10 protein-coding genes and 3 pseudogenes are annotated in these 14,402 nt (G+C 71.1%); 5 read left to right on the top strand and 8 right to left on the bottom strand.

Translation table 11 applies throughout. The features are described 5' to 3' along the window. Position 1: 1 nt before the first annotated feature. The 3 genes and pseudogenes from JS756_RS23785 to JS756_RS23775 form a co-directional block, all read right to left on the bottom strand. Positions 2–685 carry an FMN-binding negative transcriptional regulator gene (locus JS756_RS23785; RefSeq protein ID WP_205385216.1) on the bottom strand — a complete coding sequence of 228 codons (684 nt, stop codon included), beginning with the start codon at positions 683–685 and terminating at the stop codon, positions 2–4. A 27-nt stretch (positions 686–712) separates the two neighbouring features. Continuing rightward, positions 713–2,245 carry an FAD-dependent monooxygenase gene (locus tag JS756_RS23780; RefSeq protein WP_205385215.1) on the bottom strand — a complete coding sequence of 511 codons (1,533 nt, stop codon included), beginning with the start codon at positions 2,243–2,245 and terminating at the stop codon, positions 713–715. Positions 2,246–2,477: 232 nt separating this feature from the next. Then, positions 2,478–2,966, bottom strand: a pseudogene (locus tag JS756_RS23775) (transposase); the annotation flags it as partial. 41 nt (positions 2,967–3,007) lie between these two features. On the opposite strand from JS756_RS23775, the pseudogene JS756_RS23770 reads away from it, so the two are divergent. Further along, positions 3,008–3,970, top strand: a pseudogene (locus JS756_RS23770) (ISAzo13 family transposase); the annotation flags it as partial. A 16-nt stretch (positions 3,971–3,986) separates the two neighbouring features. Here JS756_RS23770 and JS756_RS23765 read toward each other — a convergent pair. Together JS756_RS23765 and JS756_RS23755 are read right to left on the bottom strand one after the other, a co-directional pair. Continuing rightward, positions 3,987–4,829 carry a hypothetical protein gene (locus tag JS756_RS23765; RefSeq protein WP_240204252.1) on the bottom strand — a complete coding sequence of 281 codons (843 nt, stop codon included), beginning with the start codon at positions 4,827–4,829 and terminating at the stop codon, positions 3,987–3,989. A 120-nt stretch (positions 4,830–4,949) separates the two neighbouring features. Continuing rightward, positions 4,950–6,533, bottom strand: coding sequence for an ATP-binding protein (locus JS756_RS23755; RefSeq protein WP_240204251.1), 1,584 nt, complete (start codon positions 6,531–6,533; stop codon positions 4,950–4,952). A gap of 696 nt (positions 6,534–7,229) precedes the next feature. Here JS756_RS23755 and JS756_RS23750 point away from each other — a divergent pair. Both JS756_RS23750 and JS756_RS23745 read left to right on the top strand, forming a co-directional pair. After that, positions 7,230–7,367, top strand: a pseudogene (locus JS756_RS23750) (undecaprenyl-diphosphatase); the annotation flags it as partial. A gap of 115 nt (positions 7,368–7,482) precedes the next feature. Then, positions 7,483–7,662, top strand: coding sequence for a hypothetical protein (locus tag JS756_RS23745; protein ID WP_205385213.1), 180 nt, complete (start codon positions 7,483–7,485; stop codon positions 7,660–7,662). 294 nt (positions 7,663–7,956) lie between these two features. On the opposite strand, the gene JS756_RS23740 is transcribed toward JS756_RS23745, so the two are convergent. Both JS756_RS23740 and JS756_RS23735 read right to left on the bottom strand, forming a co-directional pair. Further along, the gene (locus JS756_RS23740; RefSeq protein WP_205385212.1) at positions 7,957–8,697 is read right to left on the bottom strand and encodes an SDR family oxidoreductase; all 741 of its coding nucleotides are present in this window, start codon (positions 8,695–8,697) and stop codon (positions 7,957–7,959) included. Positions 8,698–9,006: 309 nt separating this feature from the next. Beyond that, complete coding sequence (locus JS756_RS23735) at positions 9,007–9,894, bottom strand: alpha/beta fold hydrolase (protein ID WP_205385211.1); 888 nt, start codon at positions 9,892–9,894, stop codon at positions 9,007–9,009. A 339-nt stretch (positions 9,895–10,233) separates the two neighbouring features. Here JS756_RS23735 and JS756_RS23730 point away from each other — a divergent pair, with 339 nt between their 5' ends. Next, positions 10,234–11,676: an MFS transporter gene (locus tag JS756_RS23730; protein ID WP_205385210.1), complete on the top strand. Its 1,443-nt coding sequence runs from the start codon at positions 10,234–10,236 to the stop codon at positions 11,674–11,676. Positions 11,677–11,932: 256 nt separating this feature from the next. Beyond that, positions 11,933–13,507: an apolipoprotein N-acyltransferase gene (lnt, locus tag JS756_RS23725; protein WP_205385209.1), complete on the top strand. Its 1,575-nt coding sequence runs from the start codon at positions 11,933–11,935 to the stop codon at positions 13,505–13,507. Here lnt and JS756_RS23720 read toward each other — a convergent pair. Continuing rightward, positions 13,425–14,336 carry a Gfo/Idh/MocA family protein gene (locus JS756_RS23720; RefSeq protein ID WP_205385208.1) on the bottom strand — a complete coding sequence of 304 codons (912 nt, stop codon included), beginning with the start codon at positions 14,334–14,336 and terminating at the stop codon, positions 13,425–13,427. The genes lnt and JS756_RS23720 overlap by 83 nt on opposite strands. Between the last annotated feature and the right edge of the window lie 66 nt (positions 14,337–14,402).

Raw genomic sequence — 14,402 nt, 5'->3', positions numbered from 1 at the left:
GTCAGCCCGTCCCCTGCGCGGGCCGATCCGAACCGTGGCCGCGCTCCTGCTGGGGCAGGTCGTTGTGGTGCTCGATGTAGTCGGCGAGCCGGTCCATGCTGTCCGTGCCGCGCTCCCGGAAGGCCTTCGTCTGGGAGGCCATGTCGGCCGGGGACTTGTTCTGGCCCAGCTTGTACACGCCGTCGATGCGCCCGATCGGGATCTCGAAGCCCTGGATGAGCCGCAGATACTCGTCGAACAGCGCGCTCGCCCGGCGCGGCAGCGACCAGGGCTCCTTCGGCGCGAGCCGGCTCTCCTGGTCCTCGATCAGATCGTCGAGCTGGCGCATGGTGCGCACCTCGTCCAGCAGCCGCGGCCGCCCCGTGACATGCACGGCGGCGTAGGCCCACGTCGGGAAGTGCGGCTGGGAGGCGTAGTGGTCGGGCGAGATATAGGCGCTGGGGCCCAGGAACGCCACCACCACCTCGACATTGCCGGCGAGCGCCTCACAGATCGGGTTGCCCCGCGAAAGATGCCCGCGCAGCTTGCCGTAGGGCCAAGCGTGCCGGTCGAGCACGAACGGGATGTGGACGGCGGCGGGCCGGCCCTCCACCGACAGCGCCATCAGGCCCAGCGGGTACTCCTCGATGAGGTCCCACTGCGTCCCCAGGTCCGGTGGCCGGAAGTAGTCGGGGCGGTAGACCATCTGCACTCTCCCTTCCGTGGGACCTGATCAGGCGGTGGCGGCGGGCACCGTGCCGCCGAGCAGTGAGCCGAGGTAACCGAGCACCGCCGCGCTGTCCCCCGACGGCGCGGTGAGCCCGATATAGCCGTCCGGGCGGACGAGGACCAGCGTGTCGGCGCCGAGTCCGTACGCCGCCGGCCGTTCGCCGAGCAGGCAGGTCCTGAGGTCGTCCGGGGTCCCGGCCGCCACCTCGCGCAGGGCCGTCTCGCAGCCCGCGCCGAAGCCGAGCAGCGTGAAGTGCGGCCCACGGAACACGTCGAACAGCCGCACGAGCTGGCCGGCCATGTCCAGGCACACCGAGTCCGGGGCCCGGTCGCCCGCCTGTACGCCGGTGTCGGTCTCGCCGAGCATCGCGCGGCTCAGCGAACTGGCCCGGTACTCCAGACCGAGCTGCAGCGTCTCCTGGGTCAGACCGGCCTCGGCGCCGCCGATGCCGCCGGTCATCTCCTCGAACACGGCTCTGGTGCTGGCGACGCTGGTGTCCAGCGTCCAGCGTGCCACCGGCAGCCGCTCCTCCTGGTAGGTGTCCAGCAGCTCCGGCACCGCCCCGGCGAGGACCAGCGCGAGCTTCCAGCCCAGGTTGTAGGCGTCCTGGACACCGGTGTTGGCGCCCAGCGCCCCGAGCACGGGGTGGACATGCGCGGCGTCCCCGGCCAGGAACACCCGGCCCACCCGCAGCCGGTCGGCCATCCGTACGTTGATCCGCGAGGTCGACAGCCAGGTCGCGTCATGCACCCGGATCGGCATCCCGGTGGCCCGGTCGACGGCCCGCTGAAGGGCCTGAACCGACGGCTCCATGGGCCGGCCGTCCGCGTCCACGGGAGGCGTGGCCTGGATCTGCCAGGAGCGCGTGCCGCTGAGCGGGCACAGCATGACCACACCGAGGTCGAGGTCCAGCCACTGGTACCAGGCGTCCGGAGCCAGTCCATCGATCTGGACGTCCCCGACGATCAGCTGCTTCTCCTCCTCAGTGAACCCCTCGAAGGAGATGCCGAGTTGCTTGCGGACCAGGCTGCGGCCGCCGTCAGAGCCGACGAGATACGCGGCCGACAGCTGCTCGGTGCCCTGCGCGGTCGCCAGGGTGGCCGTCACCCGGTCCACGTCCGTCTGCTCGAACTCGACCAGCTCGGTGCCCAGTTCCACGGCGACCCCGTACTCGGCGAGCCGCTCCCGCAGGATCTCCTCGACCCGCGACTGCGGCATGAAGTGCAGCCGGCGGAACGGCTCGCCCTGGGTGGGCGCGTTGTCGAGGTACGGGATGGTCTCGTTGATCAGCCGGTCACGGCGGTAGCGCCGGAACGGCAGCCGCTGCGTACCGGACGCCAGGACCCTGTCGATGACCCCGAGGTCGTAGAACACCTCCAGGGTGCGCGGCTGGATACCGGCCTTGCCGCGCGAGGCGGTCGTGAAGCTCTCCTCCTTGTCGATGATCCGCACCGCTACGCCCCGGCGGGCCAGCTCCAGTCCGAGGGTCAGCCCGGTCGGCCCGGCCCCGCTGATCAGCACGCTGACGCTGTCCATACAACCCCGTCATTCCTCGTCGGTCGGGCGATTGCCCAGGTCAGAGCTGCACGCTATGAAGCAGGCGAGACTCGGGCTAACCCCTAGCGATCCCCTACGGCCAGGTGATCCCGCCGCCCGACGCCCGTCGCCGTGGGTAGGGGTTCCGAGGCTGGAGACGGGGTGAAGCCACGGACGCTGCACCCTGGTCGTAGCCTGCTCGGGGTCGTGCCCCTTGTCGTGGTGTAGCCGATCATCCGGCGGTCGTGTTGGTGGTGTTGGGTAGCGCGGGGGCGCTTTCGGGGCGCTGGGCGGGGTAGAGCTGGTCCATGCTGCCTTCGGGGAGGTAGCGGCGGGGGAAGGCGATCCATTCGTCGTGCAGTTCGAAGAGCACTGCAGTGACCAGCCGCAGGAGCGCGTCGTCGTTGGGGAAGACCTGGACGACGTCGGTGCGGCGTTTGACCTCGCGGTTGATCCGCTCCAGCGGGTTGGTGGACCGGATCTTCTTCCAATGTCGCTCGGGGAAGGCGGCGAAGGCGGTCAGGTCGTCCTTCGCCTCCAGCAGCATGTCTTTGACCTTGGGGAACTGCGTGCCGAGCATGTCGGCGACGGTGTCGAGCTGGGTGCGGACCGCATCCGCGGTGGGCTGGGCGAAGATCGTGCGGATCGTGGCGGCGGCCATCTCGGCAGCTTCCTTGCTGATCACACTGAACACGTTGCGCAGGAAGTGGACCTGTACGCGAACAAGGTATTGCTTCTTGGGTCCCGCCTCGTTGATCTGGTATGGCGATCAAGGACGCGGTGCTGGCTCAACTCGCCGTTCGGATCGAGGTGTTGCTGCCCCACCTAAAAAACGAGCGGCAGCGTCGACTCGCGCTCGCGACCGAGGCGAGATTGTTGGGCCACGGCGGGGTGCGGGCCGTGGCCAGGATCGCCGGCGCGAGCGAGAGCACCGTACGCAAGGGTGTCTTCGAGTTGGAGGCGGGCGGCGAGCCCCTTGAGGGAGGTCGGATCCGTAGGCCGGGCGGTGGGCGCAAGACCGCGACCGAGCTGGATCCGGGACTGTTGCCCGCCTTGTTGAGCCTGGTCGAGCCGGACGAACGCGGCGATCCGATGTCGCCGCTGCACTGGACGACGAAGTCACTGCGGCATCTCGCGGCGGATCTCACAAGGCGAGGACACCGTGTCTCGCCGGTGACCGTCGGCCGGCTTCCGCGGGAGAACGGCTTCAGCCTGCAGTCGAATGCCAAGACGCTGGAAGGTGACCAGCACCCGGATCGGGACGCGCAGTTCCACTACATCAACGATCAAGTCAAGCAGTTCCAGGCCGCGGGCGAGCCGGTGATCAGCGTCGATGCCAAAAAGAAGGAGATGCTCGGGCAGCTGCCGAACGCTGGACGCGAGTGGCGGCCCAAGGGCGAGCCGGTCCAGGTCGAGGATCACAGCTTCTTCACCGGGCCCACGGGCGAGACCGCGATCCCCTACCGCGTCTACGACTTGGCCGCTGACACCGGATGGGTCAGCGTCGGCGTCGATCACAACACCTCTGCCTTCGCGGTGGCCACGATCCGCCGCTGGTGGCAGGCCCGCGGTCAGCTCGACTACCCGGCCGCAACCCGGCTGCTGATCACCGTGGACGCGGGCGGTTCCTACAGCTACCGCTACCGCGCCTGGAAAGCGGAACTGGCCGCGCTCGCCGCCGAAACCGGCCTGGCGATCACGGTCTGCCACTTTCCACCCGGCACGCAATGCCGTTGTTTGACTACTGAACTATCGCCGCCTGCAGCGTGATGGTCCTGGCGGGTACGCGGCGTGGTGGGGCTTTCGGTTTGCCCTTCGGCCGATAGGAGTAAAGCGAGTTGGGCCGTTTGAGGAAGCGGTCTGCCTCTCGAAGTCGGCGGGTGCCACTGTCGAGTTTCCGGCGGACCTTTGCCGCCAGAGCGGTCAGGAACCTGCGGATCTTCGGCGGGGTGTCGGCGAGCTGGCGGACCACGCTGCGTCGGGTGTGCTTGAGGACCTTGACGAACGAGATGCGGTCCGGGTCGATGCCGTTGCTGTCGGCGAGCTGCATGATGATGCCGGTCAGACAGTGGTGCACGACCAGGTGCGCCCACACTTCCTGGCGCACCAGCTGCGGGTCGGTGGATCGCAGAACTTCCTGCCGGCCCCGCTGGAAGGTCTTGATCTGCCGATAGGCCGATTCCACCTCCCACCTTTCGTGATACAGGACGGCCAACTCCCTTGCTGGGTAGGCATCGTGGTCGAACAGGTCGGTCAGCAGCCGGATCACTTCGCCCCCGTCGACGCGGTACTCGATCACGCGCACCAGCACACCGTCTTCTCGTGCCGGCCGGTGAGGGTAATGCCGGCCTTCAGGTCGTCCGGGTCCAGATGTTCCAGCAGGTTCCAGGTCGACTCGGGAGCGTGCCGGGTCGACGGCGGGTGTGGGCGTCGTTGCGACCGGGGTGGGCGCGGCGGCGGGCCGGTCGCAGGCGCGCTGCAGGGCCAGGGCCATGGCGGCTGCTGAGCTGTATGGCGCCTTGGGCCCCACCTTGTCGTCGATCAGCTGCTGTATGGCGGGATCGTCCCCGTAGCGGACGAGCACGCCGACCGCCCGCATGAGGCGGCTGCGGAGCGGGACGAGGTGGGAGTCGTTGAGCGCGAGGATCCGTATGGGCCACGGAAGGAAGATCCGGGGGCGCTCCTGGCTGAGGTCTCCCGGCCGTCAGGCGCGCAGCAGGGTGACGGTGCGCCCGGAGGGCGTGGTCTGCTGCGAGAAGGCGGTGCGCTCGTGGACCGGGGCTGCCTGCGGGCGGGTGTCGAAGACGACGAGGGTACCCGTGGACAGCTCCATGCGGTCCAGGTAGTCGTCCAACTGTGCCAGCCCCTCGGCGAGGGGGTCGGTGCGGCCCTGGCGCCACACCTTCAGCTCCAGCGCCTCGCGCTGCACCGCCCGCGAACCGTCGGCAGCGGTGTAGGGCTGACGGATCAGCAGGTCGACCCGGCGACGGCCGACCCCGTACTCCCGGTCGATGAAACCCGCCCCGTTCACGATCCGGTGCAGGTAGGCCATCATCACCAGCTGTGCTGCGGCCTCCGGGTAGGTCGAGGCGGTGGCCAGGATCTCGCCGTTCTCCCGCCAGAACTCCGCGAACGAATGCAACAGCTTGTCCATGTCGATCCGGCCGTCCGGCAACCGGAAGCTGCTCGGGACGGCGACGACCTGGCCCTCCGTATTGTTTCCCAGGACCCGGACAATGACCTCCTGGTAGATCGGATTGGCCACCCGCACCGGCGCGTCCGGAGCGACCAGCCCCAGGTCGCGCACGTACGCCAGATCGTCGTCGTACGTGTCCGTCGGCAGGAGCAGCTCGCCCGCGATCACCGGCTGGATCACCCGCCGCACCCGGTCCTCGCCCAACCTGGCGGCCAGCGAGTCCAGATGCGTCGCACGCGCCAGGATCAGCCGCTCCTTCGCCTCCTCCATGTGCTCGGCCGTGATCGGCGTGTCCGACGGCACCCCCATCTCCTCGACGACCTCCCGGGCCAGCGCGTTGACCAGCCACGGCTGTCCCTGGGTAAAGCCGAAGGCACGCTCCAGCGCATCCACCGTGAAATCCTGGCCCGTCTGCGTGGTGTGCTGCCCGTACAGCTCGGCGACCTCGGCCTCGGTGAAGTCACCCAACCGCAACGACGCCACCTTGATGTTGAACGGACTCGACGTACCAAGGCGCCCCGGATCCCCGCCCGAGGCCGCCTTGTAGTCACGCACATCCCGCAGCCCGCACAGCACCACCGCATGAGGGAAGCCGTCACGGCTGACAGTGAAGCCATCGCGCAACTGGCGCAGCACACTGCGCAGGCTCTCCCCCCGCAGCGCGTCGATCTCGTCGAAGAACAGCACCAGCGGACGCGGACAGCTCCGCACCCACTCAGTCAGCCCCCGCGTGAGCCGGGACCCGGGCACCGCGTCGGGCCAGGAGGCGGGGGGCGCGAGCTCATCAGAAAGCCCAGCGGACTCCGCGGACCGCCGAATCGCCTCCAGCACCAACAGCTCGGCCTGGCCGTAGTCCTCCCCGGCCACCTCCGCGCTCTCGCACGAGAAGTGCAGCGCCGCGTACCGGCCCAAGGCCGTCAGTTCCCCGGCCATCGCCGCCAGCACCGTCGTCTTCCCGGTCTGCCGTGGCGCGTGCACCACGAAGTACTGACCCTGCTCGATGTATCCGCGGGCCCTGGGCAGCCGCTCCTGGGCCGGCACCATGTAGTGACGCGTGGGGACGCACGGCCCGGCCGTATTGAAGTAGCGCATACCTCGCACGCTAGCCGACAGCACCGACAACCCGAGGCAACCGTGCACCCGACCACCGGCTACACCGCCCCGTACGGGCACGAGTGCCACAGCAGCGGTGCCCCGGTGCGGAGATCACCCGGCAGACAGACGCAGAAACGCGGCCGGCGCCCGCTGGAGCGCGGTGACCGCTGGAGCACCTCCGGCGACCGCCAGGGCATGCAGGTCACCGCCGCACAGCTCTTCGCGTGCCGATCAGCTCATCCGGGGCACCGTTGTCGTCCCAGTCGGCCACATGCATCCTGCCCTTGCCGAAAATCTGATCCGGGCTGGTGAGCGACCGAGGCGCGCACTGCGGCCAGTGCCTTGTTGGACAGTTTGGCCGCGGGTCAGGGGCCGGTTCCCCGCGACCACGAACGCCGGAAAGCGGCTGTACCTGCTTCGTCACGGCGGCAAGGAGTGGCTGGATGAAGATCGACACAGTCGCATCGCCGTGGAGACCCGCATGGGCCGCGAGGTCGCCGGCGTGGATGGTCTCTACTCGCACGTTGCCCTGGCCATGGAGCAGGAGATTTCCGATTCGCTGCAAAGCAGGTGGCTGCGCCGTTCGTGGTCGGCGAGGGAGGGCACTGGAAGGCGCCATCTCCGACTCCTCTACCATTCGATCTTGAAAAGTGGTGGAAACCAGCAGGTCAAAGCCGCTCAGGACACGTCGACATAGTTTCGTTCATGAAGTACATCTCGACCAAGAGCTTCATGCCGTTCGTCTGGTACCGGATCGTGCTCGGCATCGTCATCATCTGCCTGGTGACGGCGGGCGTGCTGAGCCCGCACGCGGCGGAATCGGCGGGCTGACCGAGGACTGCCCCGTCACGAGGCGCGGCGGTTGTCCCGGGCCGTGACCCACTCCATACGGTCTGCGTAGTGGTCCGGTAGCGCAGTGTCAGTCCTTGCCCCTAGGCTTGTCCGTATGTCCCCCGATTCCATCCCCTGTGGTTCCGTGCGTTCTGCCGCCGAAGTGAACGAGCTGATACGGGCGTTGTGGCTGCGCACGGGCGGCAGGCTGACGGCCCAGGAGCGGGAGGAGTACGAACTGCTGGTGGTCGAGTGGGCCGAGGCCGTCCGCTGCGAGGTCATCGAGGCGGCCTGACGCTCACCCGGCCAGAGGAGTCGTGTCGGGCGAGCGTGTGCAGGCTGCCGCCCGGGGGACCGATGACGGCGAAACTCGCCGACACCGAGCCGGCCGGCGAGTTCCTGTAGTCCTGCCCCCGGTCGACCATCCTGCGGCCGGGCTCGGCCGACGAAGCACCGGGCGAGGGCTCGCGGCCGACCGCCGCTTCCGGCCGTCGGCCCGGACGGCACCGGCCGTCTCGGACTCCGGGCACCGGACCGGCCGGTGACCGGTTCGGCTCCCGCAGGCGCCGACGCAGACCGTCCGGGGTTCTCACCGTCCGCCCGCCACCCGCAGCACGGCCCCCGTGGTGTACGACGCCTCCGGCGACATGAGCCACGCCACCGCCGCGGCGATCTCCTCGGCCCGGCCCGCACGGCGCAGGGGCACCTCCGCGCCCATCCGGTGGGCCCGGCCGGGCTCGCCCATCGCCGTGTGCATGTCGGTGTCGACGACCCCGGGCGCGACGGCGTTGACGCGGATGCCGTCCGGACCGAGTTCCTTGGCCAGGCCCAGGGTGAGGGTGTCGACGGCGGCCTTGGTCGCCGCGTAGTGGACGTACTCGCCGGGGCTGCCCAGCGTCGCCGCGCCGGAGGAGATGTTCACGATCGCCCCGGCACCGCGGGGGGTCATCAGCTGCGCCGCCCGGCGGGCGCACAGCAGCGCGCCCGTGACGTTGACGTCGACGACCCGCCGCAGCACGCCCGTGCCGACGTCGGCCAGCCGCCCCAGCGGACCGGTCACGGCCGCGTTGTTGACCAGTCCGGTCACCGGCCCCAGGCTCTGCTCGGCGGTGTCGAAGAGCCGCTCGACGTCCGCCTCCACCGACGTGTCGGCCTGCACGGTCACGGCCCGCACACCGGCGAGGCGGGCGGCGGCGGCCACGTCCTCGGCAGCCCCTGAGTCCCGTACGTAGCCCACCACGACGTCGTGCCCGTCCTCCGCGAGCCGCCGGCAGACGGCGGCGCCGATGCCGCGGCTGCCGCCGGTGACGACCGTGACCAGACGCTTCATGACTGCCTCCCTCGGGTGCGTTCGATCGACCGGCGAGCGAACTCCAGGTGCGGGGGACGGACCGGCGCGATGTCCCCTCCGGGGTTCGGGCACCCTCCCCGCGCAACGGCCCCGCACCCGCTCCGAGTCATCGTCCCGCACATGCCGCGACGTCCCGGCCCGCCGGCGGGCAAACGGGGCCCGCGCCCCCGATGCCGGCCGTCCGTCCGCCGCCGTACCGAGCCGGCGCGCTTCCGCCCGCGCTCCGGGAGGAGGGCTCGGCGCGGTCGGGCTCCGTACGGTTCCCTTGCCCCGCCCCGCTCCGTCGGTTCACCCCAGGACGGGGGCCTCCTGGGGCGCGCCGTCGGCGCCGGGCACCCCGAGAAAGGCCCTGACCTCGCCGTTGAACGCGGCAGGGTTCTCCCAGAAGGCGAAGTGGCTGCTGCGCTCGCGCAGGATCCGTACGGTGGCGTCGGGGATCGCCGCAGCCACCGCGTTCGCGGCGGCGGTGGGGATCACGCTGTCGTCGCCCCCCATCACCAGCGTGGGAACGGTGATCCTGGGCAGGACGTCGCGCCAGTCCTGCATGACGTTGTCCAGCAGCAGTCTCCCGGCGTACTCCCGGGGCAGGAGCAGGTTCTGGCCGAGCACCCACCTCCGGTCCTCCTCGTCGGCGGCCTGCGTCCACATGCCGTCCAGGAACCCGGCGCTGAGGACGGCGGCGTCCGAGGCCGGGTCGCGCAGTCCCGCGACGACGTCGGCGATCTGCCCGAGGCCGTACAGCGCACCGAGGCGCTCGGCCTGACCGTCCGGCCAGTACGGCTGCCGGATCAGGACGGCGGGCTCGTCGAACAGCACGAGCCGCGCCAGTCGGTCCCCACCGAACAGGTCCCAGTAGGACCACGCCACGGCGCATCCCATGGAGTGGGCCACCCAGACGACGTCGGTCAGGTCCAGTCGGTGGACGAGTTGGTGGATGTCCGCCGACAGCCGGGCGACCCGGTAGCCGTGGTCCGGCTTGCCGGACTCGCCGTGACCGCGGTGGTCGACCGCGATCACGCGGTGGGTGCGGGCGAAGTCGGCGATCTGGTGCCGCCACTGCGCGGCGGTCTGCGACCAGCCGGGAACGAGGAGCATGTCCGGGCCGCTGCCGGCCTCCAGGTAGTGCAACCGCACCCCGTCGTTCGTCGTGACGAAGCCACTGCGCACGCCGCGCATCCCGTCCTCCTCCGGCCCAGCCGCGATGCCCGTCACCCGTTCGGCGGGGGACGAAGGGACACGTCAGGATCGCCACCGTTTCGATCAAACCCAAGAACCACCAGATCAGAATATTCCTGACAATCTCCCATGGAGCTCGGCCGAGGCGGCGGGCGACGCGCGGACCCCTCCCGTATAAAGCAACTACTTTCCGGCGAAAGCCTCAAAAGTCTTGAACCAGTCCGTTCCCGTCGAGCCGCCGTCACGGTCGCGGCCGTCCTGCCGGAACCCCGGCGGCAGGCCGCATCGCGGTGCGCCGACCGGCTCACGGACACGACACTGCGTACACGGGAGAACGCCATGAACCTCGGTCCGCTCCGACGGAAGGCCCGCGGCGGAACCCCGGCCGCAAACTCCCCCGGCCCCGAAGACCGCCCGGCGAATCCCCGGCTGACGCTGATCGCGTCCTCTGTGTGCATCTTCGTCGTCCAGCTCGACTTTCTGGCGCTGAACCTGGCCCTGCCGCGGATGGCCTCGGACGTGGGGACGACCACCACGGACCTCCAGTGGGTGATCAGCGGCTACATGCTGGCGCTGGCCACCGCCCTGATCCCGGGCGGCAGGCTCGGGGACATCTTCGGGCGCAGACGGGTACTGATGACCGGCCTCGTCGTCTTCGCCCTCTGCTCGCTGGGGGCCGGCCTCGCCTCCACTCCGTCCAGCATCATCACGCTGCGCATCGCCCAGGGAATCGGTGCGGGCGTACTGTTCCCGCTCGCCATCGCCGTGATCACCGACGCCTATCCACCGGAGCGGACGATGCGGGCCATCGGCAACGCCTACGGGATCGGGGCCCTGGCCCTGGCCCTCGGTCCCGTCTTCGGCGGCGGGGTGACGGAACTGCTGAGCTGGCGCGTGGTTTTCCTCGTCAACGTTCCGACCTGCGCCGCCGCCATCGCCATGGTCGTGGTCGGCGTGCGCGAGTCACGCGACACCACGGTGCCGCGTTCGATCGACGTGCCGGGGCTGGTCCTGGTCAGCCTCGGCATCGCCACCGTGACCCTGACCGTGGACCGCCAGCAGGCCTGGCGGCCCGCCCTCACGGCGGGCGTGGCGGCGGCCGGGGTGCTGCTGCTGATCGGGTTCGTGTTCCGGGAGCGGGTGGCACGCTGGCCCCTGGTGGCGCTCGACCTCTTCCGCAACAAGCCCTTCGTGATCATCACTCTGATGTCGACCGTCGCCAACATCGCCTTCGTCCTCGCCATGTACGGCGTCACGATCTACCTCCAGCAGGTGACGGGGCGCTCACCCCTCGTCTCGGGAATGATCTTCCTGGCGGCCTCCGTCGCCGCGGGTGTCGCGGCGCCGCTGTCAGGACGGCTCGGTGAGCGCTTCGACGTCCCGCGGACGATGGTCCTCATGACCCTGGTGGGGGCGGTGGGCCTCTTCCTCGTGTCGCTCGGCGGACACCTCGGGTACTACGTCCCCGGTCTTGTGCTGACCGGATTCGGGTACGGCATGGGCTGGACTCTGGGAAGCAGCGGCACGCAGGCGGTCGTCCCGGCCGAGCGGGTCGGGCAGGCCTCCGGGGTGGAACTGGCCATCGTCATCGGTGTCGCGGGCATCTGCGTGACGGCCGCAGCGACCCTGATCGAAGTACGCGCCAGCGCGACCGGACTGGGGGCGGCCATCGAGCAGGTGCTGCGCTGGATCGCGGTCGGCAGTGCCGTCGCCGCGGCCGTCCTGGGGGGCGTGGCCGCCCGGGTGATGCCGGCGAAGCACGCGCACCGGTCGCCCGCGTAGGCGCCGCCGAGAACACCGCGGCCCGGCGCACGGGATGCAGCCGGCCCGTCCCGACGCGTCGTCCGGCCCGGACCCGCGCCCGGTGAGCCGGGGCCGGGCCCGCGGGAGAGCGCCGTCTCCCCGCCCAGGCGCGGACACCCCCCGGCTGGGCCCGGCCGAAGATCGGAACCGTGCGCCCGTGCCGCGCCCCGGCCCTCTGTCGGCCGGTGCGCCCGGCGCGGGACACTGGGAGGCCAACCGGGTAGGAAGGCGCCGTATGGACAGGCTCGATGGCTGGCTCGCCTCCCCGTGGCGCCGTTCGGCGCTGGCGGCGGCGGCCGGTGCGCTGCCCGTGCTGGCCTTCCCGGCGCCCGCCCTGTGGTGGGCCGCGTACGGCGCGCTCGTCCCGTGGATCCTGCTCGCCCGGAGGGCGCCCACGGCCCGGCGGGCGGCGTGCGACGGCTGGAGCGGCGGCTTCGGCCTCATGCTGGCCATGCACCACTGGCTGCTGCCGAGCCTGCACGTGTTCACGCTCGTGCTCGCGGGCCTGCTCGGTGCGCTGTGGGCGCCCTGGGGCTTGCTGGTGCGGCGGTTCCTGGCGGGCGCTCCGACGCGGGGGCGGATCGCGGGGGCGCTGGTCGTGCTGCCGTCGGCGTGGCTCGCCGCGGAACTGGTGCGCTCGTGGCAGGCGCTGGGCGGGCCGTGGGGCATGCTCGGGGCGAGTCAGTGGCAGGTGACGCCGGCGCTGCGACTGGCCTCGGTCGGCGGGGTGTGGCTGGTGAGCTTCCTGCTGGTGACCGTGAACGTGGCGGTCGCCGTCCTCGTGGCGGTGCGCGCGGCGCGCGTCCCGGCCGTGGCCGGCCTGGTCGCCACGGCGGCGGCCGCCTCGGCGGCGTGGGCGTGGTCGCCGCGCCCGCACGAGACGGGCCTGGCCCGGATCGCCGTCGTGCAGCCGGGGATCGTCGACGGCGCCGACAGCGGCAACCGGCGCTTCGACCGCGAGGAGCAACTCACCCGTCGGCTGATCGGACAGGACGTCGACCTGATCGTCTGGGGGGAGAGCAGCGTCGGCTTCGACCTGGGTGACCGGCCGGACCTGGCTGAGCGGATCGCCGCGCTGTCCCGGGAAACGGGCGCGGACATCCTGGTCAACGTGGACGCCCGGCGCTCCGACCGGCCCGGTATCTACAAGAGCTCCGTCCTGATCGGTCCCGACGGCCTCACCGGCGACCGCTACGACAAGATGCGGCTGATCCCCTTCGGCGAGTACGTTCCGGCCAGGTCCCTGCTCGGCTGGGCGACCGCGGTCGGCAAGGCGGCCGGGGAGGACCGCAGACGCGGAACCGAGCAGACGGTGATGGACGCCGGGCCCGGCCTCGGCCTGGGACCGCTGGTGTGCTTCGAAACGGCGTTCCCCGACATGAGCCGCCGGCTCGCGCAGGCCGGCGCCGACGTGCTGGTCGGCCAGTCGTCGACGTCCACGTTCCAGGGGAGCTGGGCGCCGCGGCAGCACGCGTCTCTGGCAGCGCTGCGGGCCGCGGAGACCGGCCGGCCGATGGTGCACGCCACGCTCACCGGCGTCTCCGCCGTCTTCGGGCCGGCCGGGCAGCGCGTCGGCCCGTGGCTGGGCACCGGCGCGAGCACGGCGGCGGTGTACGACGTGCCCGTGGCCGACGGCGTGACGCCGTACGTCCGCTTCGGCGACTGGCCGGTGCAGGCGGCCCTGCTCGTGCTCGCCGCGCTGTCGCTGGCGGAGGGGGCGCGGGCGGTCAGGCTGCGCCGGAGCGCTCCAGGACCGCACGCACCACCCGCTCGCACACTTCGTGGGTCGCCAGCGCGTCCCGGGCACTGAGCACCTTCCCGGCACGGACGGCGTCGAGGAAGGCGAGCACCGCCTGCTCGACGCCGCGCTGCCGGGCGACCGGCACCCAGTCGCCGCGCCGGCGCACCGTGGGCTGGCCCTTGTGGTCGACGGTCTCGGCGAGGTTGACGACCTGCCGCTTGGTGTCCTGGCCGGAAACCTCCAGGATCTCCTCGTTGGAGCCGCTGAGCCGGTTCATCACGCCGAGCGCGGTGAAGCCGTCCCCGGCGAGCTGGAGCACGACGTGGTGCAGCAGCCCGTCCTCGACCCGCGCCCGGACGGTCACGTCGTCGACCTGCCCCGGGACCAGGAACCGCAGGGTGTCCACGACGTGGATGAAGTCGTCGAGGATCATCGCGCGGGGTTCCTCGGGCAGCCCGACGCGGTTCTTCTGCATGAGGATCAGCTCGCGCGGGTGATCGGCGCACTGGGCGTAGCCGGGGGCGAAGCGCCGGTTGAAGCCGACGGCGAGCGAGGTCCCCCGCTCCTCCGCGAGGTCCACCAGCCGTTCGGAGTCGGCGAGTTCGTAGGCGAGGGGCTTGTCCACGTAGGTGGCGACGCCTGCCTCCAGCAGCCGGGCGGTGATCTCGGGGTGCGCGGCGGTGGGCGCGTGCACGAAGGCCGCGTCGAGGTCCTGGGCGAGCAGGGAGTCGAGGTCCGTGTGCCGCTGCGCCGACGCGAGGTGCAGGCCGTCGGCGACCCGGGTGAGCGTGGCCGGGGTGCGGGTCTGCAGATGCAGTTCCACCCCGGGCAGCATCCCCAGCACCGGGAGGTACGCCTTCTGCGCGATGTCGCCGAGTCCGATGCAGCCGACCTTCACGGGCCCTCCCTCACTGCTTGCCTGCTCCGTCCCACCTCGCAGCATACGGGGCCCTCTTCGGCCCGG

It is taken from the genome of Streptomyces actuosus (assembly GCF_016921115.1).
Classification (GTDB): Bacteria; Actinomycetota; Actinomycetes; order Streptomycetales; family Streptomycetaceae; genus Streptomyces; species Streptomyces actuosus_A.
The sequence above is the reverse complement of the archived record's forward strand: the minus strand, read 5'-3'. Positions and strand labels throughout refer to the sequence as shown.

What these genes read in the sequence shown, in the direction of transcription:
- JS756_RS23755 (WP_240204251.1), bottom strand. Translation starts at nt 6,533, where the DNA reads ATGCGCTACTTCAATACGGCCGGGCCGTGCGTCCCCACGCGTCACTAC.
- JS756_RS23735 (WP_205385211.1), bottom strand. Translation starts at nt 9,894, where the DNA reads ATGCGCGGCGTGCGCAGTGGCTTCGTCACGACGAACGACGGGGTGCGG.
- JS756_RS23730 (WP_205385210.1), top strand. Translation starts at nt 10,234, where the DNA reads ATGAACCTCGGTCCGCTCCGACGGAAGGCCCGCGGCGGAACCCCGGCC.
- JS756_RS23785 (WP_205385216.1), bottom strand. Translation starts at nt 685, where the DNA reads ATGGTCTACCGCCCCGACTACTTCCGGCCACCGGACCTGGGGACGCAG.
- JS756_RS23745 (WP_205385213.1), top strand. Translation starts at nt 7,483, where the DNA reads ATGTCCCCCGATTCCATCCCCTGTGGTTCCGTGCGTTCTGCCGCCGAA.
- JS756_RS23740 (WP_205385212.1), bottom strand. Translation starts at nt 8,697, where the DNA reads ATGAAGCGTCTGGTCACGGTCGTCACCGGCGGCAGCCGCGGCATCGGC.
- JS756_RS23780 (WP_205385215.1), bottom strand. Translation starts at nt 2,245, where the DNA reads ATGGACAGCGTCAGCGTGCTGATCAGCGGGGCCGGGCCGACCGGGCTG.
- lnt (WP_205385209.1), top strand. Translation starts at nt 11,933, where the DNA reads ATGGACAGGCTCGATGGCTGGCTCGCCTCCCCGTGGCGCCGTTCGGCG.